The 23,344-nt window shown below is 32.2% G+C and carries 15 protein-coding genes and 1 other annotated feature; of the genes, 10 read left to right on the top strand and 5 right to left on the bottom strand.

What is annotated here, in order from left to right; all coding sequences use genetic code 11:
* Positions 1-174: 174 nt before the first annotated feature.
* The 7 genes from CKL_RS05400 to CKL_RS05370 all read left to right on the top strand — a co-directional run bounded on the left by CKL_RS05400 (position 175) and on the right by CKL_RS05370 (position 10,270).
* On the top strand, positions 175-1,698 hold the full coding sequence (locus CKL_RS05400) for a methyl-accepting chemotaxis protein (RefSeq protein WP_012101476.1): 1,524 nt from the start codon (positions 175-177) through the stop codon (positions 1,696-1,698).
* A 133-nt stretch (positions 1,699-1,831) separates the two neighbouring features.
* On the top strand, positions 1,832-2,827 hold the full coding sequence (locus tag CKL_RS05395) for a 3D domain-containing protein (RefSeq protein WP_012101475.1): 996 nt from the start codon (positions 1,832-1,834) through the stop codon (positions 2,825-2,827).
* 214 nt (positions 2,828-3,041) lie between these two features.
* Positions 3,042-4,400, top strand: a complete 1,359-nt coding sequence (locus tag CKL_RS05390; protein ID WP_012101474.1) for a D-glucuronyl C5-epimerase family protein — start codon at positions 3,042-3,044, stop codon at positions 4,398-4,400.
* 208 nt (positions 4,401-4,608) lie between these two features.
* The gene (locus CKL_RS05385) at positions 4,609-5,100 is read left to right on the top strand and encodes a MarR family winged helix-turn-helix transcriptional regulator (protein WP_012101473.1); all 492 of its coding nucleotides are present in this window, start codon (positions 4,609-4,611) and stop codon (positions 5,098-5,100) included.
* On the top strand, positions 5,097-8,231 hold the full coding sequence (locus tag CKL_RS05380; RefSeq protein ID WP_012101472.1) for an efflux RND transporter permease subunit: 3,135 nt from the start codon (positions 5,097-5,099) through the stop codon (positions 8,229-8,231). Before CKL_RS05385 ends, CKL_RS05380 begins: the two co-directional genes overlap by 4 nt.
* A gap of 2 nt (positions 8,232-8,233) precedes the next feature.
* Positions 8,234-9,511, top strand: a complete 1,278-nt coding sequence (locus CKL_RS05375; RefSeq protein ID WP_012101471.1) for an efflux RND transporter periplasmic adaptor subunit — start codon at positions 8,234-8,236, stop codon at positions 9,509-9,511.
* Positions 9,512-9,733: 222 nt separating this feature from the next.
* On the top strand, positions 9,734-10,270 hold the full coding sequence (locus tag CKL_RS05370; RefSeq protein WP_012101470.1) for a hypothetical protein: 537 nt from the start codon (positions 9,734-9,736) through the stop codon (positions 10,268-10,270).
* Between the two features lie 39 nt (positions 10,271-10,309).
* On the opposite strand, the gene CKL_RS05365 is transcribed toward CKL_RS05370, so the two are convergent.
* From CKL_RS05365 to nifS, 4 genes are all read right to left on the bottom strand, one after another.
* Positions 10,310-12,727: a VIT and vWA domain-containing protein gene (locus tag CKL_RS05365; protein WP_012101469.1), complete on the bottom strand. Its 2,418-nt coding sequence runs from the start codon at positions 12,725-12,727 to the stop codon at positions 10,310-10,312.
* Between the two features lie 233 nt (positions 12,728-12,960).
* Positions 12,961-13,962: a ketol-acid reductoisomerase gene (ilvC, locus tag CKL_RS05360; protein ID WP_012101468.1), complete on the bottom strand. Its 1,002-nt coding sequence runs from the start codon at positions 13,960-13,962 to the stop codon at positions 12,961-12,963.
* Between the two features lie 55 nt (positions 13,963-14,017).
* Positions 14,018-14,216: a binding site (T-box leader), on the bottom strand.
* A gap of 95 nt (positions 14,217-14,311) precedes the next feature.
* Positions 14,312-15,382, bottom strand: coding sequence for a tRNA 2-thiouridine(34) synthase MnmA (gene mnmA / locus CKL_RS05355; RefSeq protein ID WP_012101467.1), 1,071 nt, complete (start codon positions 15,380-15,382; stop codon positions 14,312-14,314).
* 18 nt (positions 15,383-15,400) lie between these two features.
* Complete coding sequence (gene nifS, locus CKL_RS05350) at positions 15,401-16,570, bottom strand: cysteine desulfurase NifS (protein WP_012101466.1); 1,170 nt, start codon at positions 16,568-16,570, stop codon at positions 15,401-15,403.
* Between the two features lie 162 nt (positions 16,571-16,732).
* Between nifS and CKL_RS05345 the strand changes: the two genes are divergently transcribed.
* The 3 genes from CKL_RS05345 (at position 16,733) to CKL_RS05335 (ending at position 18,579) form a co-directional block, all read left to right on the top strand.
* Positions 16,733-17,164, top strand: a complete 432-nt coding sequence (locus CKL_RS05345) for a hypothetical protein (protein ID WP_012101465.1) — start codon at positions 16,733-16,735, stop codon at positions 17,162-17,164.
* A 158-nt stretch (positions 17,165-17,322) separates the two neighbouring features.
* Positions 17,323-18,315 carry a helix-turn-helix domain-containing protein gene (locus CKL_RS05340; RefSeq protein WP_012101464.1) on the top strand — a complete coding sequence of 331 codons (993 nt, stop codon included), beginning with the start codon at positions 17,323-17,325 and terminating at the stop codon, positions 18,313-18,315.
* A 39-nt stretch (positions 18,316-18,354) separates the two neighbouring features.
* The gene (locus tag CKL_RS05335) at positions 18,355-18,579 is read left to right on the top strand and encodes a hypothetical protein (protein WP_012101463.1); all 225 of its coding nucleotides are present in this window, start codon (positions 18,355-18,357) and stop codon (positions 18,577-18,579) included.
* Between the two features lie 158 nt (positions 18,580-18,737).
* Here CKL_RS05335 and CKL_RS05330 read toward each other — a convergent pair whose 3' ends face one another.
* Complete coding sequence (locus CKL_RS05330) at positions 18,738-23,063, bottom strand: cell wall-binding repeat-containing protein (protein WP_012101462.1); 4,326 nt, start codon at positions 23,061-23,063, stop codon at positions 18,738-18,740.
* Between the last annotated feature and the right edge of the window lie 281 nt (positions 23,064-23,344).

Here is a 23,344-nt window from a genome sequence, read left to right as displayed (position 1 = left end):
ATATTTTTTAACTTAATTATACCAAATACATTTAGATTTTAGTAACAATATTTTTATCTCAATAAGCTGATTAATTTACCATATATTGTTTCCGCCACGAAATTGTGATATAATTATTCTAAAATTTAGCAATATCATAATATTTAAAAACTTTAATAAAAAGGGGAGAGCTTATTGATTTATTTTTTTATTGGATTGATATTAGGTATCTTCTTGTCCTTTGTAGTATTTTTACATAGACATAATAAAGATAAAGTATTAATTCAGAAATTTTTAAATAACTTATTAAATGACAATTATTACTTTACAATAGATAGAAAAAACAAATCCTCCTATTTAACTTTAATTGATTCTCTCAGAAAAAAATTACTTAAGACCAACTTTAAATTTCAGGTATTATTTACTAAAATTTATTCTGTATCACATAATCTGTCTTCCACAATTGAGTATACCTCCTCATCTACAGAATTACTCTATGAGGAAGCTAATACTCTGTCAGAAACAAATAATACAAGCTCTTATAAGGTAAATGATACCCTTAATATTATAAGAGAAATATCCTCTTTATTTGAAAACATAAAAGATACTTCTAAAAATATTTCTATAACTTCTGATGAATCCCAACAAATTATTATGAAGGGCTTAAAAGATATCCTGGGCATAGTCAGTTCAATTCAGGAAATAAAGTCCTCTACAGACAAAACAATGAAAAATATTAAAGAATTAAAACAAATTTCAATTGAAATATCTTCTATATTAAATACAGTTAATGATATAGCATCCCAGACCCATATGTTATCTTTAAATGCTTCTATTGAAGCTGCACGTGCAGGTGAATACGGCAAAGGATTCAGTGTAGTTGCAAAGGAAATATCAAATCTTGCAGAAAACAGCAAAAATTCTGTTTTGGAAATATCAAAGCTCATTGAAAAAATTGAAAAACAAATTGAAATGGTTATAGAAACCTCTATTCCCAATGAAAAAAATGTGGAAAAAAGTGTTGCCTACTCACAAAATATAGAAAATATTTTAAATGAAATAAAAGTGTCAGTGACAGCTATTGTAAATTCTGTAAATGAAATAATCAATATTACAGACAAAGAATATGAATCTATAAAAAATATGAATTCTAAATGTAATGAAGTACAGGAAAGCTTTGAAGTAATAAGTTCAAATGTAAAAAACATGTATAGTTCTGTTAAAACTCAAAATGAAAGTATAAAGGAATTAAAAGAAATGCAAAAATTTTTAATTGATACCTCTTCGTCTTTAGATTCTTTTTGTGAAAAAATTGAAAAAGACATAGCTAAATTAAACACAGATAAAGTAAAGATAATGTGCAGCGAAATAATTACTCTAATGAAAAAAGATTTATTATCCAATTATAAGCTTTCTTCCCTGGATGAAAACATTCATAAAAAATTATTATGTGATTTTTTGGACAAACACTCTTATATAGAAGCAATTTGGACAAATGATAATATGGGTAAATTTATTTATTCAAATCCACCAAATGGAATAGCAAATGCCAATGTACGTAAATGGTTTGAAGAAAGCATAAAGGGAAAGGAATATATTTCAGATGTATATATATCTGCTATTACCGCAAACCCTTGCGTTACTGTATCTATACCTATTGTAGATTCAAACAATATTATAACAGGTGTTATAGGTATCGATTTAAAAATAGATGTATGATTACAGCACACAAATAATATATGCTATAGACCTTCTGCTTCTTGAAAACTTGAGTTTTTATACATATTGATGTTATAATAGAAAACATTAGCAAGTTTTTAAGACTTAATAATCATTTTAAGGAGGAATAACATTGAATAAAAAAACCTTATGTGTTATTATGACGCTGGCACTAATTATAATACCCTGTGGTAACATCAATGCCGCATCAAATTCCACATCTGAGGAACTAACTCAAACTCAAAATGACAAAAGTCAATTACAATTGAAAATAGATAATTTAAATACACAAATTGACAAAGTTATTAATGACATTTCAAATAATAAAGATGCTATGAATAAAATTGCTGAAAATATAAAAAATACCCAGGCTAAATTAGAGGACGCAAAAAACAATTCTGAAATTCAGAACCACTTATTTAAAAATAGGGTAAAAGCCATGTACATAAATGGTAATGATGCATATCTTGAAGTACTTTTATCATCAGAAAGTTTAAGTGATTTTATCTCTAGAATGGATACCATAACTAGAGTAATACAATTTGATAATAAAATTATTGCTAAACTGAAACAAAGTGAACAAGCTATAGAAGATGAGAAACAAGCCTTATATTATGAAAATAGTAAATTACAGGCTTTAAAAGCAAATAATGAAGTTACTCTATCTAAATTAAATGATGATATAAAAGAGCAAAAAGAATTGCTGGCTAAAACTGCTGAAAAAGAACAACAGTTAAAGGAACAACAATTGGAAGAATCCAAAAATCTATATATCCAGACTTCTCTGGCCTACAGCGGCAGTGATTTAGATAGACAAACCCTATCTCGGGGAGGAATGCCTTCTTCATTTTCCCAGGTATTAAATGTAGTTGCAACGGCATATAGCGGTGATGGTATTACAGCATCTGGTGCCCCAACTAAAAGAAATCCAAATGGTTATAGTACTATAGCTGTAGATCCTAGAGTTATTCCCTTAGGTTCTAAAGTTTATGTGGAAGGATACGGTTATGCTATTGCAGAAGATATAGGTGGAGCCATTAAAGGTAACAGAATAGATATTTTTGTAACCTCAGAAGCTGAAGCACAAAGCTGGGGAAGAAGATCTGTAAATGTATATATATTAGATTAAAAAATAACCTCCTAAAAATGGAGGTTATTTTTTAATGCTGCTGTAATGCTATATTTTAAGAAATTTTATACAATACTCAAATATACTATCCTATTCAAAGTAAAATAATGGATTGTTAAACTTAAATTATTGTATTATACTTAGCACTATATGAGTAATATACTAATGCCTGACAGTTTTAGTACATCATATTCATATAAGGAGGTTAAATAAATTGTTTAAAAAGATATCTTATATAAGTTCTTTATTTCTAATTCTTTTTATATGCACTAACACCTGTATGGTACAGGCTTTTCAAACTACAGATAATTACCAAACTGCAGATAATTACTACGACGCAATAAACAATATATCCTATTCAGATCCCTATACTGCACTAGATTTGCTTTCAAAAGCCCACAGTATTTATCCAAATGATGAAAGATTTATAAACGGCTTAAATGAAAAAGCGGAACTTATACTAAATTGGAGCAGGGGAACTAATCTGAAAGGAAACTACACAGATGCCTGTCAGGGCTATACTACCATAATAAACACCCAGGGAGTATCTGAATATATAAAGGACAAGGCAAATATACTATATTTAATTGCAAAGCAAAAAGATATTTCTATTAAAGATGTGTTAAATCAACCAGAAAACTTCAACTTAATAGAACAATATCAGAAATATTATATGGATTCTGGATATCAATATCAAAGCATAGGATACTATGATACCTTTGACAACTACTTATCCATAGAAAATGCAGTAAGTTACACAGATGACACCATAATAAAATTTGACGTAAAAGGAATACCTATGGTAAATTACAGCGGAAGTTATTATTATAATCCTGTCACCATAGATCAATATGCACTATCTTATTATAATATATATCTAAATTCTAAAAAAACAAATAAAGAAAATCTATATATAAAGCAGGAATTTTTAAATGCTGCAGACTGGCTTATAGATAATATGGACAGCATCGGCGCCATTAGATATGATTTTAATTATAAACATTATTTAGATGATAATGAATTCCAGCCTGGCTGGATATCTGCAATGGCTCAAGGACAAGCCCTTAGCGTATTTTCTAGAGCCTATCATCTTACAGGAAACAAAAAATATATTTCTGCGGGAAATTTAGCTCTTAATTTTTTAACCACCAAAACCTCTCAGGGGGGCCCTATGGACAATTTGAGTTTTCTGGGAAATCAAATGGCTGACTATATATTTTTTCAATTGTATATAACAGATCCGCCTTCATATACTTTAAATGGACATATGTTTACTTTAATAGGACTATATGATTGGTCAAATATTTCCAATAATAAAGATTATAGTGATAAAGCATCTGCATACTTTAAAAAAGGTCTGCTTACATTAAAGTACATACTTCCCTATTACGATATAGGAGGTTTTGTATGTTATGACTTGGGATACTTAACCAGGCCAGGTACACCTCCTACAGTTAATTTTGATTACTATGGAATTCATTTAACTTTGCTAGATGCACTCAATATTATAACAGGTGAGAATGATTTTAAATATTATAGGAATCTTTGGACTTCCTATATACAAAAATATTAGTAGTAAAAGCTTAGCTTAAATTCAAGCTGAGCTTTTAGTCCATAATTTAAGATAAATTTAAGATATGTAAATATTATATAAAATTTGTTACTAATTCTTGAAATCTTATCTCTATAAATATATAATTTAATCTGTGTATTATATATTTATAAAATATTTAATGGCTAAATATTTTATTTATGTACTAATTAGCAAAGGAGGTATTGAAATGAACTGTCAAAAAGATGACTTACTCATTATTGAAGATATAAAAAAGAATTTTGATGATTTTTTTTTACTTATTAAATATATAATGAGTAATAGTTTTAGATATGAAGAAAAGCTTCCTATTGCTCAACTATTTTTCCTGCAGCAGCTTAAAGAACAGGGTGAATATAAAGTAAGCGAACTTGCAAAAGATCTTGGAATAACTCCTGCCGCTGTTACAAATTTAAGTAATAAATTTGTAAACAAAGGATTTGTACACAGATATAGACCGGATTATAACAGGAGGATTGTTATGCTGTCTCTTACCCTTGATGGAATTAACTATCTAGAAAAATTGAATTCAATAAAATATGACTTCTTAGAAGAAACAGTTTCTATTTTGAGTAAAGAAGATCTGAGAAACATAGTTTATGGTTTTTCAAAATTAAATTATGCTCTTAGAAATTATAAAAATAAAACTATTATATCTATGACTAAGGAGGGTAAAAAATGAACTTAACTGAACTATCTGTACGAAAGCCAGCGGCAATAACCATGTTACTATTGTTCTTGTTAGGGCTTGGGGTATTTGGTTATAGTAATTTAGGGGCAGATCTTATGCCATCTATAAATATACCTGTAATTTCTATATCCACTACATATTCCGGTGCCAGTGCTGAAGACATAAAAAAAGATGTAGTAAAACCTATTGAAGATTCTGTAGCTGGTATAAGTGGTATTGACACCCTGCAATCTACTGCAAGCGAAGGATATGGACAAACCACTATAATGTTTAAAAGTGATGCAAATATGAATACTGCCTTTTTAGATGTACAAAAAGCTGTAGATACTGCTCAAGCTAAACTTCCTAAAAATGCAGACAAACCTCTTTTATTTAAAATGGACACAAATGCCATGCCTGTTTTGATGTTATCCGTGTCTGGAAATGTATCCCACGAAGAATTGTATAATGAATCCAACAATATAACAGACTCTCTCAAAAAAGTTGAGGGTGTAGGAAATGTCTCTCTCCTTGGAACCCAGCAAAAACAGCTTATTATAAAACTGGATAAAGCCGCTGTAGAATTCTATGGAGTAAATACAAGCCTACTAATTTCTAAATTGCAATCAGATAATGTAAGCTTTCCTGCAGGTCAAATAAAACAAGATAACCTAAATGAAACTGTAAGAATCATGAGTCAACTTGAAGATATAGATGAAATAAAAAATTTATTAATACCCACTTCAATTGGAGGTACTGTTCGTTTGTCTGATATAGCTGACATAAATTTAGAATATCCTGATGAAAATCAATACATAAGAATAAACGGTAAAGATACCATAGGAATAAGCATACAAAAACAAAGTGATGCAAATGTAATTGAAACTGTAAATAATATAAATGCAGAACTTGAAAAAGTTAAAAAACGGCTGCCAAAAGGAATAAATTTAGTGGCTGCCTACGATAGTACTAAATTTATAACTTCATCTCTTACTGAGATAAAACGTACTTTAATAGAAGGTATAATAACCACTGCTTTAGTTTTATTTATATTCTTAAAGAGCTGGAAATCTTCATTAATAGTACTTGTAGCCATACCTACCTCCCTTATTGCCACCTTTTTTATGATGTATGTTATGAAATTTACACTAAATATGATGTCTCTTATGGGCTTATCCCTTTGCATAGGTATTTTGGTAGATGATTCAATTGTTGTACTTGATAACATAAAACAGCATCTATCCATGAAAAAACATCCCCATCAAGCGGCTATAGATGGACGTAATGAAATAGGTCTTGCAGCTATTGCCATAACACTCTGCGACGTAGTTGTATTTGCTCCAGTTGCATTTATATCAGGCATGGCAGGACAGTTCTTTAAAGAATTTGGATTGACCATAGCTTTTGCAGCATTATTTTCCCTATTTGTTTCCTTTACCATTACTCCTATGCTGGCATCCAGAGTGTTTAAAGGAAATGACGACAACCATAAAAAAGCTTCTGGTAGATTTACTAGAATTAAAGATACTAAAATTTATAAAATGTTTAGTTCTCTTTCAAATTCTCTAGATAACATAACTGTAACCTATAAAAAAGCTCTCATATGGTCATTAGATCACAGGAAAAGAGTGCTGATTATTAGTATAGCTGCATTAATAGGTACTATACTCTTAATACCAGCAGGTGCCATAGGAACAGAACTTATTCCTTCCACGGATCAAAGCTCCTTTAATATAAATATGACCTTTGATTCAGGAGCAACCTTAAATCAGATGGACAAAAGTGTTAAACAAGTAGAAAACTATTTACATGGAGTTAAAGAAATAAAAACTTATTATGCTATGGTAGGCTCCAGCGGTGACAGTGTAAATTCCAGCACCTCAAATACTGCAAGCATATATGTAGAACTTTACCCTAAGGATGAGAGAACCATATCTCAATCTGAAGTGGCTAAAAAAGTTCGAAGCTGGGGAAATGCTTCACTTTCAGGAACAGATTTTTCTGTGGTTGAATCTGATATAAGCAGCGGCAGCAGTAAACCTATATCAATTCAAATATTAGGTGATGATTCAGATACCATAAATGAAATATCTAATAAGGTAGAAGAAACAATAAAAACAGTTTCAGGTATTACAGATGTGGATAATTCTACCAAAGCAAGTGACAGTGAATTAAAAGTACAGATGGACAGATTGGCCGCATCCCAGTATGGTGTATCCATATCAGATTTATCTTCAGTACTGAGAACCGCAATTCAAGGTTCATCTGCAGGAATATATACAACAAAAGGAGACGACTATGATATAACAGTAAAATTTAACGATAAATATGTAAAAACCGCTTCAGATATAGGCTCTATAAAAATAATCAGCAGTTCAGGTCAATCTGTGCCTATAAGTGAAGTTGCAAAAATAGTGAAAGCTGACAGTCCAAAATCTATATCAAGACAGGATAGACAGGATGTCGCTACTGTTTCTGCAAATATCCAGGGAAGACCCCTCGGTGCTGTAAGTAAGGATTTAACTAAAAAATTAGAGCCATTATCTGTTCCAGAAGGCTACCAAATTAAATTTGGTGGAAACCAGGAAAGTATGTCAACTAACTTTACTTCTCTTATAGAAGTATTGATTATTTCCTTAGTACTTATTTACATGATATTAGTTGTACTCTACGAATCCTTCTTGACACCATTTATCAGAATGATATCTCTTCCTTGTGCTCTAATAGGAGCCATAGGAATACTTGCAATTACTGGTAAAACTTTAAATATGATGTCTCTTATAGGATTTATAATGCTGGATGGATTAGCTTCTAAAAATGGTACGCTTTTAATTGACTATACAAATACCCTCATGAAGCGGGGAAAGAATTTAAGAGAAGCTCTTATTGAATCTGGAGAAAGAAGACTGAGACCTATTATAATGACCTCTGCAACTATGATTGTGGGTATGCTTCCTTCTGCCCTATCTCTTGGAGAAGGCAGTGAAATAAAATCCAGCATGGCTCTTGTAGTTATAGGTGGAATGATAGCTTCTACTATTCTTACTCCTATAATATTACCTGTAGTTTATACATTATTGGATGACTTTAAAAACTATATGCTTAGAAAAATAAAGAAACATCCAAAAATCCAGGAGGTGTAATCATGAGTAATGTTATGAAAAATATTATTTTAAAACTAAAGAATAATATGGGCAAAATAGTATTAATTGTACTGGCAGTCTTAATCATCTTTAGTATAGTACATAATATAATAAAAAATAAAAGTACAGAAACCACAAATTCTATCAAAAATGTAAAAGTAATCAAGGTAGAACTTTCTTCTTTATCTACAGATGTAAATTATTCGGGAAAATTAACTGCTAAGGAGGAAGTTTCAGTATCTCCTAAATCACCAGGAAAAGTTAAGACTTTAAATGTAAAAGTGGGCAGTACAGTAAAAAGTGGAGAAACACTATTTACTCTTGATTCAGACTCTCTGCAAGCTCAGTTGAAACAACAGCAGGCAAGTATAGACTCTGCCAAAGCTAATTTAAACAAAACAAAGAGTTCAGGAGTAGAACAACAGGTTGTACAAGCCCAGCAGGCAGTAGATAGTGCTAAAATATCCTATGATGATGCTCAAAGCAGTTATAATAGAACAGAGTCATTATACTCCTCTGGTGCTGCATCAAAGCAGGAATTGGATACGGCTAAAACTAAACTTGACAGTGCATCTGTAACCTTATCTTCTGCACAACAAAATCTAAGCTTAATTCAGCAGAAAATTGGCCCTGAATCTGTAGCTGTAGCCCAAGCTCAGGTAACCCAGGCTCAAGCCGCTGTGGATTCAATACAGTCCCAAATTAACGATACCATAATTAAAGCTCCTATTTCTGGTATTATATCTGCTGTAAACATACATGAAGGAGAAATTTCTCCTACTGCAACGGCTTCTATAACTATAATAGACTTGAGTTCACTTATAATAGAGGCAAATGTACCAGGAAATATGCTTTCAAAGATTAAAGTAAATCAATCCATACCTGTAACTATTCCTTCTCTATCCAATAAGGAAATAACAGGTTCTATAGAAACTATAAACCCTGATGCGGACAGTACAACTAAAGAATATTTAATTAAAATAAAGGTGCCTAACTCAGGGGGAGATTTAAAACCAGGCATGTTTGTTAAAATATCCTTACCTGATGAGACCGAAGATAATATACTTACTGTAGCCAACCAGGCTGTAAAAATGGAAAATGGAGTTTCCTACCTATATAAAGTAGAAAACAATAAAATAAAGAAAATATCTGTAAATACAGGACTTTCAAATGATGAGATTACCCAGATAATATCTTCAAAAATACATGCAGGAGATAATATAGTACCAGAAGGTCAAACCTTTTTAAATGACGGTGATAAGGTTAAAATACTAAAATAAATTTTAACTTAGACAAAAGCCATAGATGCTAAAAATCTATGGCTTTTGCCTTTTATTTAAAAATTTAAATTAATGTCACAAATTAATTTAAATTCATATTATAGATTAGGGGTAAAGTACTGTAACTTACTTTTAAATTTTATCTAGGCCGGCAATTAGTTAATACTCCTATCTTCTTCAGATCAGCTTTCCATTATTTTTTATAGAAAGGAGTTGAATACATTGAGCAGACATCATCATAGAAGACATTCCAGAGGGCACCATTCAAATAACGAAGATGAAGCCTATTTTATTCCTAATGAAAAATCACCTATAGATTCTAATTATATAGAAATAAAAGAAGATTGTAAGGCAGATAATACACTATGGGAAAATACAGTCTGTACAAATGAACTGGATGAAAATAAATTAGAGTGTGATGATTGTAATAACATTGGTTCCATAAGTTTTATAGATAATTTAAAAAAACATACAGGAAAAAAAGCAACCATATACACATCTGGCGGAGATTCTCGTATGTATAACTTTACAGGAGTGTTAATAGGCGTAAATCATTGTTTTATAAGGCTTGCACTTAATATAGCGGAAGCTCCAGTTTATGAGCCAGAAAATAACTACAACGATAATTTAAATCCTTATAATGATATTTTACCTTTTGACAACTGTAATTCAGAACAAAATTGCAAAAATGATGACATAAGCACCTTTGTGGACATCCCCATTGACAAAATAACCGGCTTTATCCACGGCAATATTTAAAATTTAGGCTGGCATACTAGACTTTATGCCAGCAGAGCTTTAACTTTTCAATCCCTTCAACACAGCTAATTTTGACATGTCAAATATAGAATTTCTCTCTTCAATTATAGTTATATTCTCTTTTATATATTTTTTATCTTCACTTAATGTAAATAAGGACGCCACATTTTTATTAAAAGAATTGCTCATCAGATTTTTAAGTACAGGTCTAGTTTCTTCTCTACTGTGAAGCTTCTCGCATAGCTTTTCTATTGTATTATCAACCTTTGGTATATATTTATCCTTTAATAATTTCTTTTTCTTTATCTTGTTCAACACTAAAATTGATAGTTTTAAAATATCACATCTTACATCAAATTCTACTTCATCATAGTTTTCACATATAAAACTTACTGCTTTGTTCAATTGGTTTGTATATATATCTATATTCTCTTTTCCTATAATAAAAGCAAGCATAACCATAGCTGTGGTTTCTATCTTATCCTCTACACTACTGTCTTCGTAATCCACAAAAGCCCCATCTGCAAATTGATTTTTTGCAATTATCCTTAAAAGTTTTTTCCTCGGATACTTTTCATCCAAATATCTGTTATCACTAAGACTTATTTCCACATCATCCTCATATATAAAGCTTCTGTATAAAAATCCCGTTCCTGTATCTCCGCTCATTTCATGATTTAGAGTATTTTCTTTTACTTTTATAGGAATTATATCTCTAAGCTGGATTCCAAGTACCGGTTCTTCCCTAAGTTCCATTAGTATAAATGTTGTTTCAGAGCTTATAAGTTTGTTGTCTTTTGAAAGTTCTATTATTTTTTTTCTCATGCTTTCCCTTATTGTTCCTCTTTCGGCTCTCATATTTATTTCCAGGGATTTTATTCTTTTCTTAGCCCATATTTTTTTTAACAGGTTAGCATTTTCTTCTGTATTAAAATTATCTATATCCACCTTTTGTATATATTCTTTTCCATCTACGTTTCCCTTTAATACTATCTGCCCTCCTACTTCTCCCAGTACATTTGCAAATATTGAAAAAGGTTCTCTATCATACATGTATTCTATGGTTCTAGGATAAGAATTTTTAACCTTAAGTTCACCCCAGTCGATTTCTATGTTATGAACTTGAGGATTTTGTATTCTATTAAATTGCCTTAGTACTATATCTTCTATTCTCTCGTCTATATCTATGAACTCTGCTTTTCCGCAGCTTTCATGGGCCAGCTTATTTAGAAAATAGTTATTGGCAGATGAATCTATTCCAAAAGTGAATATTCTATTGTCACCTATATTTTCTTTCACATAGGCAAGTATATTTTCCTCATCATCTACCAAATCATCAGTAAATAAAAGTATTGTATTTTTATTCCCTTCTTTCTCCAGACTATACCTTATTGCCCCAAATATATCTGCATCTTCTTCTGTATCCAAATTATCTATCCATTTAGAAGCTTTTCTTAAAGAATCCTGGTCAAATTCTATCATTCCGTCTTTTGAAAAATCTATTAAATTTACTCCCATGGCTATTATATCGAAAGTATCACCTTTAGATAAGTTCCTTATACAAAGCTGAAGTGCATTTTTTGCCTGTTCCAACTTTTCACCTTTCATGGTATCTGAAATATCAATTAAAAATATATAATTTTCCTTAATCTCTTCCTCATAAGGATCAAGCTTTGGAATCATTCTTATATATACTATTCCTTTTTGCCTGTCATTTTCTTTATATTCATAAATCATTCCATCTGCTTCAAGGGTTTCTCTCTCTTTGATAAACAATATAAATTCTTTATCCATTAAATAATAGTCTTCCTCTAAAGTTATCTTGGCTACTGTGTCTCCTTCCCTCTCCACTTTTATTTTATGGTAGGGACATCTAAAGTTAACTTTGCTTAAGGATTCCACTATTATATTTACCTTAAATTCAAAATCTTCATCCCTGCCCTTTTTTATTCCAAGTCTATTGACCAAATTACTTCTTAATTCTTCAATTCTAGATTTACTTCTTATTATTTTAGGTTCTGAAATTGCAGGTATAGTAAGTTTAAAAGTACTGTCTTTATACTCTAATTCATCTATATATGAAAGTTTTATTTTTACGATTTCTCCGGAAATTATCTTACCTATACTTATTTTGAAGAAATGAGGACTGAATTCTTCCAGTGAAAAAATACTACCTCCTCGAATTCTTGCATTCTCATACACCTGCAGAGCCTTATCTTTCTCTTCCACTATTGCTTTTAAGGTTCTTCCACCTATTTCTGCTTCAAATCCAGATATTACTGCTGTAACTGGAATAGGAAAAATATATACTCCTTCTATATCTTCATCACTGCAATTTTCATAAATTTGATTTATAAATACTTCTCCATACCCTGCACAAAGGTTACCTGTAATACTCACTTTTTTCAATAATATCCCATCATCAATCCCCTTATTTGTTTTGTCATAAGGTAACATAAACTCGCCTCCTTCTCAATCTATATAGAATATGTAAAAATAATACGTTAGAAGTGTTAACGTTGTCAATTATTTAATACCATTAATTTTAAACTGATACTAATATTTAATTATAATATGTATATTATTATACCATATTTATCCTCATTTATTTTTACACAAATCAGAAGTTTAAAATAAAAATTTGGAAGCTTTAAGCTTCCAAATTTAATATGTTAACTCTATAATTATAATTATTTGCTGTTTATCCAGGACATCATAGCCCTAAGTTTTTTTCCAACTACTTCAATAGGATGGTTCTGTTCTTTTTTCCTCTTTGCAATAAATGAAGGTCTTCCTGTCTGATTTTCCAGTATCCAGTTCTTTGCAAAAGTACCGTCTTGAATTTCTCCAAGTACTTTTTTCATCTCTTTTCTTGTATCCTCTGTTACTATTCTCTTGCCTATACTGTAATCTCCATATTCAGCTGTATCACTTATGGAATATCTCATGTAGCTCAATCCGCCTTCATTCATCAAATCCACAATCAATTTCATCTCATGCATGCACTCAAAGTATGCATTTTCTGGCGCATATCCTGCTTCAACCAGAGTTTCAAATCCTGCTTTTATAAGTTCTGATATTCCTCCGCAAAGTACTACCTGTTCTCCAAACAAATCTGTCTCTGTTTCATCTTTAAAGGTAGTTTCAAGAACTCCTCCTCTTGTGCCTCCTATTCCTTTTGCATATGCCAGTGCATAATCCTTGGCTTTTCCACTGTAATCCTGGTATACTGCATAAAGGCACGGTACTCCTTTTCCTTCTGTATATTCTCTTCTTACAATGTGTCCTGGTCCTTTAGGTGCAACCATAATTACATCCACATTTTCCGGAGGAGTTATCTGATTGAAGTGTATATTAAATCCATGGGCAAACATAAGCACTTTTCCCTCTGTCAAGTTATCTTTAATACTGTCAATATATAGGCCCTTTTGTTTTTCATCTGGTATAAGTGTCATAACCATATCTGCTTTTTTTACAGCATCTGCAGCTTCCATTACTTCAAAACCATTCTCCTCTGCCCTTTTCCAGGACTTACTGCCTTTATACAGACCGATTACCACATTAATTCCACTATCTTTTAAATTCTGTGCATGGGCATGGCCCTGACTTCCATAGCCTAAAACTGCCACTGTTTTATCCCTCAATAAATCCAGATTTCCATCTTCATCATAATAAATTTTTAAGTTTTCCATTATATTTCCTCCTATATTGTTATTTCTTAAAAATAACATAAAAAATAGACCTTCTGCCTGGGGCGAAAGTCTACCGCGGTACCACCCAAATTTGTTACTCATATTTTATAACGGCTTCTACCGGCACAGCTTACTATAAGTTCAGCTTACAACTCCAGGGGGAGTTTCAACATGTAACATTTATGGATTCCCAGCTTCCACCACTCTCTTTAAAATGTTAATCATATCTACTTGATCCCTGTCTCAGTTTTTAATGTTATTTTTATAATCTATTACATATCTCATTTTACGTCAATATCCCAATAGGCTGTCAAAAAATTTGTTTCTTTTAATTGTATCATTTATAATATTAGCTGTCAATAATTCCTCCTCCAATTAAAATATTATCTTTGTAAAACACCACAGATTGCCCTTTTGTAATTGCCCTTTGTCTGTCTGTAAATTTTACTTTTATTCTTTCCTCATCCAGACAGCTTATGGTTGCCTCTGCAGGTTTTGAGGAATATCTTATTTTAGCTTCTACCTTCATCGGTGAGGTCAAATTCTCAAAAGGAAGAAAATTCACATCCTTTGCCACTAAATCTGTTTTAAATATATCTTCTTCACTGCCAAGCACAACTTCATTGGTATAAGGTTTTATGTCTATTACATACGTAGGTACCCCAAAGGATAAACCCAATCCTTTTCTCTGGCCCAATGTATAGTATACTATTCCCTTATGTTTTCCAAGAACATTTCCCTCTTTATCTATAAAATTTCCTTCTTTTACTTTATCCTTCGTAATTCTCTTTATATAAGCTCCATGATCATTATCTGGGATGAAACATATTTCTTCACTATCTCTTTTAGAATGAACCATAAGTCCTATTTCCCTTGCTATTTCTCTTATTTCTTCTTTTTTGTATATTCCACAGGGCATTAATGTATGTGCCAGCTGAAATTGAGTTAAATTATAAAGAGCATAAGTTTGATCTTTATTGTGATCCTTTGATTTTCTAAGAGTATATCTATCATTAATTTTTTCTACAGTAGCATAATGTCCTGTAGCCACATAATCCGCCCCTAAATCCATGGCTCTTTTTAAAAGCTCATCAAATTTTATATATTTATTACAGGCTATACACGGATTTGGTGTCTTTCCTTCCATATATTCCTGTATGAAATAGTCTATTACATTTTTTTTAAATGCCTCTTTAAAATTCATAACATAATGAGGTATATTAAGATGATATGCTACCATTTTGGCATCTTCCACAGCACTTAAAGAACAACACCCACTTTCCATATCTTCATAATAATCATCTTCCTGCCAGACCTGCATGGTTACTCCAATAACTTCATACCCTTGTTCTTTTAAAAGATGTGCTGCAACAGAACTGTCTACTCCACCGCTCATACCCACTACTACTTTTTTTGCCATTTTATCACCTATTCTAATTTAAAATTTTCCAGAACTCCATTTTGCATTATTTTCTCTTAACTTAAATACTGTATCTTTTATAATATCTGCAGCATAGTTAATATCTTCCTCGGTAGTACCTGCTCCTAAACTTAGACGAATAGAAGATTTTGCCCGAACATCAGAAAGTCCTATAGCTTTTAGTACACGTGAAGGTTCTATAGCTCCTGCAGAACATGCACTTCCTGCAGATACACATATGCCCTCATTATCTAAAGCCATAACCAAAATTTCTCCATCTACAGAATCAAAAGAAATATTTACATTACTAGGAAGTCTGTTTGTTTTATGTCCATTTAGTTTGGTACCTGGTATTTTTAGAAGTTTTTCTATCATCTTATCTCTAAGATAACTTAGCCTTTTATTTTCCCTATTCATATTTAAAGTTGCAATCTCAAGTGCTTTTCCCATACCAACTATACCTGCAATATTCTCTGTTCCAGCTCTTCTTCCTCTCTCTTGAGAACCTCCGTGAATAAAACTATCTATTTTTACTCCTTTTTTTATGTAGAGGGCACCTATACCTTTAGGTCCATAAAATTTGTGAGATGACATGGACAAAAGATCTATATTCATATCTTTAACGTCAATGGGAACATTACCTACTGCTTGAACTGCATCTGTATGAAGTAAGATTTGTCTCTTCTTGCATATATTCCCTATTTCCTCTATAGGCTCTATGGTACCTATTTCATTATTAGCAAACATTATAGATACAATTAAAGTATCTTTTCCTATGGATTCCTCCAGCTTCTTTATATCTACTGTTCCAAATCTATCCACAGGAAGATATGTAACCTTAAAGCCTTGTTTTTCCATATATCTGCAGGTATTTATTACAGCAGGATGTTCTATTCCTGTAGTTATTATGTGCTTTCCTCTTTCTTTATTTGCAAGAGCCACTCCTTTTATGGCCCAATTATCCGATTCTGATCCTCCACTTGTAAAAAATATTTCATCCCTGTTTGCATTTATGGCTGATGCTATTTTTTCCCTAGCCTTTATTATAGCCATCTTTGTGCTTCTAGATATACCATAGACGGAAGAAGGATTACCAAAATATTCATTAAAATATAACTTCATTTCCTCTATAACTTCTGGTTTTACAAAAGTTGTAGCTGCATAGTCCATATAAATTTCTCTATTCACTGATTACATCCCCTATACAAATTATGTTTAAGCATCTGATAATTATTATACTAATTTTATTTTTAAATGTACTTTTTGTCAATATAACACATTTTTAATTGCATAAAAATATCTCTTTATGATATTATAATTGTTATTATTAGAGAAAGGAATTTAAATTATATGAACTTAAAAATTAAAATTAATATATATGGGAATAAGAACACCGTACTATCCTTAAAGAGATGCTGCAATAGCAGCCATGATTCCTCTGATAGCTCCCAGAATAAAACAAGGTGCAGCAGCTGTACAAACTGCAGGAACAACTGTAAAAATTCTATTTCATCTGAATCAAATGTAACACTTATAAAAACAGAAGAACTTTATAACAATTTAAAAAAATTTTTTAGTAATAGTGATGTTTCACAAAATATAATATTAAATTTCATAGAACTTGATAAAATAAATTTATCGGATAAGGAGGGAATTGAAGTAAATAATATTATCCATAAGGGATTCACCCCTCCAATAACCGTAATTGATGGAATAATAAGATACTATGCAGGTATATCAAATATACTGATTTATAAGGATGTAAAAGAACTGCTTGAATAATCAAGTAAATTTTAAAATTGCCATTTTGCTGCTACAAATTTTCCTATAATCACCAGCGAAGATATTGATAATCAATATCAATTAAAGTATAATAAATTACAATGGTTAAAATATGGGTTTAAAATGAGGTACTATATCAATAGAAAGGAGACAAACTAATGCAAACAATACAGTGGCAAAATGTATTTGGTTCAGATCTAAAAGCTATAAAACAGCACCGCTATTGTACGGAATACCATATCGAAAATCACAGTGGTACCGGAAAACTTATACAGTATGAAGTACTTCCCGGAATTCAATTGACATATAATTTGTTTAAACTAGATATAAGACCAAATAATAATATAACAAATATAAATATCATAGAAATAAATCATTGCATGGAAGGCAGATATGAATGCGAGTTTAAAAAAAATGATTATATATATTTAAATGAAGGTGATTTATCTATTAGTAATTTTTCTTGTAAAAAAATTTCATCCAATTTCCCATTAGGATATTTTAAGGGTATATCCATTATCATTTATTTAGATGAGGCAGTGATATCTATCAAAAAAATGAAATTGCCAGATTCCATTGATTTATATAAACTTATGAAAAAACTATGTGTAAAAGGTCACTGCTTTATCCTGAGGGCCAGAAATGAAATAAAACATATTTTTTCACAGCCTTATCCAGTAAAAGAAGAACTTTACCGCACATATCATCAAATAAAAGTGATTGAACTATTACTTTTTTTGAGCAGTAACAATATTTCAGAACAAAATCAAGAAAGACCCTATTATTCAAGAAAACAAGTAACCATTACAAAACAGATAAGAGATCATTTAATTACACATATGAATAAACGCATTACAATTGAAGAAATGTCAAAAAAATATGGAATTGGCGCAACCACATTGAAAAGTTGCTTCAAAGGCATTTATGGAACAACAATCGGAAATTATATGCACTATCACAGAATCAAAACTGCCGCATTTATGCTTCAGAACTCATATGACAGCATTGCCGTTATAGCAGCCAAAGTAGGATATGAAAATCAAAGCAAATTTGCAGCAGCATTCAAAAAAATAACTGGTATGTGTCCTTCCGAATATCGAAAATCAAAACATAAGCAGCCTGTAGTGCATAAAAAAGTTAGTTTTATCTAACTATATCTGTTTTAAATTCATAAAGAAGAACTGGACTTATTGGAACTAAGCAGAAAAATTGGTCTAAGCAAGGAATTGGCACTAAGAATTATACGTCCTTTAATAATATATGGATTCATATCAGAAAGAAAAAATAAATATAATTTAACCAATTTAGGATATATGCTCACAGATAAAAATGATAATTCATTAGTAGAATACACTTTAGAAGCTATATCTAAGGAAAAGTTGAAATATAATGTTTACATGGAAGGAGAAATTTAATTGCTTAGATAAATTAAGGCGACTTTGATTTTTATTTCAAAGCCGCCCCATGACATCGGCCTTTCTAACACTTTCTAGATGACTATTCACCACTTAAATAACATTTTTTTGTTCCGTTCAAGAAATACCTTTATGATATTTCACCTAAAATATCAACTCTATTCTGCACTTTCAAAAGGTCTGTCTGTTGTTCCAATCTCTGGGCCATCAGAAGCACCATCTATAGTTACATTTGCTGTACAACTTTCAATAGTACTTCCCTCAGCTCGTCCAACCACTGTTCCTGGAGTAATGGCGCCCTTGATCTCTGCTGTAACTTCACAATTTGAAATTACAAATACACTCTCCATATCGTACATATTCATATACAATCCAGTGCCAACTAAACCGCCAATATGTGTAGCACCATTGGCAGTAATGGTAACAGTAACAGTGCAGTTAGAAATCACAGCAGGAGCTTCCCTATCAAACATACCTGCAAAGCCGCAAAGTCCACCTACCCCATGAGCTGATTCTCCAGCATCAATAATAACATTTGCCGTGCAGTTAGTGATACTTTCCATATATTCAAGGCAGCCACCTACACCACCAAGTCCCATGGCATTGCTTCCTTTGGAGATTACTGTCCCTTCAGCAGAGCAACCATCAATTGTTCCTGTAAAGGATCCTCCTACAATAATGCCGCCAGCCTCTGCATTATCAGGCAAAATATATCTCCCATCCTCAAATACATTGTCACCCAGCACATTTATTGTTGCAGCAGCAGTGCAGTTTTTAATTGCTCCACCTTCATTGCCGCCTAAAATACCACCAATACAGTTATAACCGCTTATGTTATTGTCTCCAAATAATGTAATATTTTCAGCTGTACCCTGATTATAACCTAATACAGCACCAACTGCCGTTGTACCTTCAGCTGTTACATTTTTCATTTTAAGGTTTTTTACCACAGAAGAACTTGAAGCAGCCCCTATTAAACCCACTCCTACAGAATTTTCTTTATTTGTAGTCAGATTAGAAATAGTGTGGTTGTCTCCATCAAAACTTCCCTTAAATGCATTTGCCAAATATCCTGATTCATCCTCAGCCTGTAGATTAAATGCTCCAATAGGCTCCCAATTTTCATAGCTTGCTAAATCTATATCAGCTGTTAGTTTAAAATGCTTATCTAAATATTTTCTTACATTGTTCAACTGATCAGCAGTAGCAATTTGATATGGGTCAGCTTCAGTACCGCTTCCACCTGCAAAGGATGAAGGTTCTGCTGTTTCTGATTTTCCAATCTGTGGTGCATCTGCATTACCATTAACAGTCATAGTACTTGTGCAATTTTCCACTGTAGAATTATAGGCATGTCCTGCAATAGTACCTATAATCTTGCCACCTTCAATACTACCGGAAGTTTCACTATCTATTACCTTGTAAACAGATGGAACTGGTCTATATTCCTTATATGCATCAAGGTAGAAACCCGCTCCTACAATACCACCTATACGTTCAGCACTATCTGCTGCTTTAATAGAAGCATTAGCAGAACAATTCTTGATAATAGTTGGATTTTCTACATTATAGGTACCTGCATTACCTAGAAGTCCACCTACCATACTGCTGTTTTCTCCAACAGTTATCACAACATCTGCATTACAATCTTCCACAGATGCACTTTCATGTGCTGTACCAGACAATCCACCAATACTAAAGCTTCCATTTCCCACTGCTGTTACAGTACCAGTTGCACTGGAACCAATCAAGGAACATGCTTCCATACCTCCGGACAATATACCCACACCCTGAGCATTATCTCCAGCCAAAATCACATTTGCATTTGCACTGCAATTTTTGATATCACAAAATCCTCCTCCTACAATACCACCTACAAGAAAACCTCCTGTAATATTGTTTTCTCCAACAAGTGAAATTGATTCTGCAGCATTTTTAAATGAAGCGTATCCAATAACTCCTCCAACCAATTGCTTGCCTGAAACTGTAGTATTTTCAACTACAAGATTTTTAACAGAGGCATTGTCCCCTGCAACACAACCGAACAATCCAACTCCTACATCATTATCTCTAGAAATATGGATATTGGAAATCTTGTGGCCATTCCCATTAAAAACTCCAGAAAAAGTAAGTTCCATAACAGGTGCTTCTTCATCATCTTCAGATGCAGCTTTAAAAACACCAATAGGTTCCCAATTTTCATAACTTGATAAGTCAATATCTGCTGTCAGTATATAATTCTTGTTTAAATATCTTCTCACTCTATTGAGCTGACTAGCAGTAGCAATCTGATATGGATCAGCTTCTGTCCCACTGCCCCCTGCAAATAGTGAAGCTTCAGTCTCTGTCTTTCCAATCTGAGTTCCATCTGCATTACCATCAATAGTCATAGTGCTTGTACAATTTTTCACTATAGAATTATAAGCATGACCCGCAACAGTACCTACTTCTGTACCTCCAGTAATACTACCTTCAACACTGCAATTTTCTACTATATATACAGAAGGAGCCGCATAGTATTCCTCCATATAAAAACCACTGCCTACCACACCACCTATACGTGAAGCACTTTCCGATGCAGTGATATCTGCTTTTACAGTGCAGTTTGAAATCACAGTAGGATTATTTTCATCAAAAGTTCCAGCGTGTCCTATCAGACCTCCAATCATAAAGTTCTTTTCAGCTACAGAAATAGTAACATCTGAACTACAGTCCTTCACATATTCACCTTCGTGAATGCATCCTGCTAATCCACCTATGGAATAAGCTTCCTTTCCATTAACAGTAATGGTGCCTTTAGCACTACAACCGCTTAAGGAACAATTTCCAAGACCTCCAGCTAATATTCCTACTAAATTGTTTCCATCTCCATTAATAACTATATCTGCCTGTGCCTTACAATCAGTAATATTAGAATACATTGTACCGCCAACAATTCCACCTACATTGGCACTGTTATCATTTCCAATGATTTTATTGTCACCAATAAGTTCAATTTTTTCTATTGGAGATCCCGCTGCCTGATGTCCTATTACACCACCGACTAAATCATTGTATCCAATTACATTGATATTTTTTACAGTTAAATCGTAAATTACATTAGATTTATTTTCATTTTGAGTAATGCAGCCAAATAATCCTATTGCCATATCTTTACGATCAATTTTTAAATTTGAAATTGTGTGTCCATTGCCATTAAAGCTGCCCCTAAAGGTTACCTTGGGATCTGGTGTCTCCGCATCTTCTGGTTTATCGGATAAAGGTTTAAAAGCACCAATAGGTTCCCAATTTGCATAGCTTGATAAATCAATGTCTGCTGTAAGAATGAAGTTTTTGTTTAAATAACTTCGTACTTTATTAAGCTGTGCAGCAGTAGCAATTTTATATGGAGAAGATACAGTACCATTTCCTCCTGCAAATGGATTACTGCTGGAAGAGCCTCCTCCACCTCCACCGCCGCCACTAGGTTTGCTTGGCGTAGGCTTGTCATTTTCAGAAGAATTTACATTAGCTACACTGGTTACTATATTTTCAGATACTAGTGAAGTCCCTCCTATTGCTATTACTTTGCTGTTTTTATCAACTTTGGATTTTATTATACTAACTGTATCCTTATTCATAGTGCCGCTTACTAATATTATAGGGTTGCAATCTTTAGATGCCAGAGCTGAAACAGATAATGCATCTGCAAATTGATCTACTCCGTTATACTGGGCAGATGCCAGATATATACTGCCAAAATTTATATCATCTTTAAATTTATCAAGTATTTTTTGGTTGCTTTCATATCTGTCCTTTCCGTATATTCTTTCAGTATTTTTAAATATGCTTTCTATGTCCTTTGATACCAGGGATTCTCCCCCTATTATGTAGGCCTTTTCTACACTGTTATCTTTTGAATACTCCAACACATCTTCTTTTCTGTCCGCTAATAAAATAGGCATGCCCTTATTGGCAGCTATATAACTTATGGAAAGTGCATCTGATGAAGCCTTTCCTGAAACCAATACTATTGAAGAACTTTTTCCAACTTTATCCGCAATCATTTTTGAAGTGTCGTATCTTGTAGTTCCTCCTAGCCTTGTTACATCGCTAGCCTTAGGTGCTGCAGTTTTTATTTCAGATATTACCTTGTCAGGTATGACTCCATTTCCACCTATAATTATCAGTTTATCAGGATTTAGCCTGGATAATTCTTCCTTTGTACTTTCACTCAAGCCCGATTTGCTGACAAGTAAAATTGGTGCATTATACTTTTTTGCAAGAGGTGCAGCGCAAAGTGCATCTGGAAAATTTTCTCCATTACATATTACTACACTAGAAGCACTTTCCCAACCATTTTTGCTTATAAGTGATGAAGTTTCATATCTGTCTTTTCCAAAGATCCTTTTTTGGTCCAAAGAATATGAAGACTCTGCAAAAACAGTGGTTGAAAATAACATTACCGCACCTACTATTAATCCTAAGATTTTCCTTAATCTCAAATAGATTCCCCCTTAATATTTTATTTGAATACAATTTGTTAATATGAAATTTTCATTCAAAACCATACTTTTTTTTGAATGAAAATGCATATCTAATGTTACTCATTATCATTTACCTTCATAACTTACCAGTTCTTGATTTAATGGTTAAATGTTTTCTTAAAATATTGAGAAAAACATATGTTAGAGTCAGCCTGAAAGGAACTTGATATTTGGGCACATCAAATACAATAATGGCATTAGTTAGATAAAACTAACTAATGCCATTATATAAAAAATTA

It is taken from the genome of Clostridium kluyveri DSM 555 (assembly GCF_000016505.1).
GTDB lineage: Bacteria > Bacillota > Clostridia > Clostridiales > Clostridiaceae > Clostridium_B > Clostridium_B kluyveri.
Note: the sequence above shows the minus strand (reverse complement) of the source record. Positions and strands in the feature narration are given on the sequence as shown.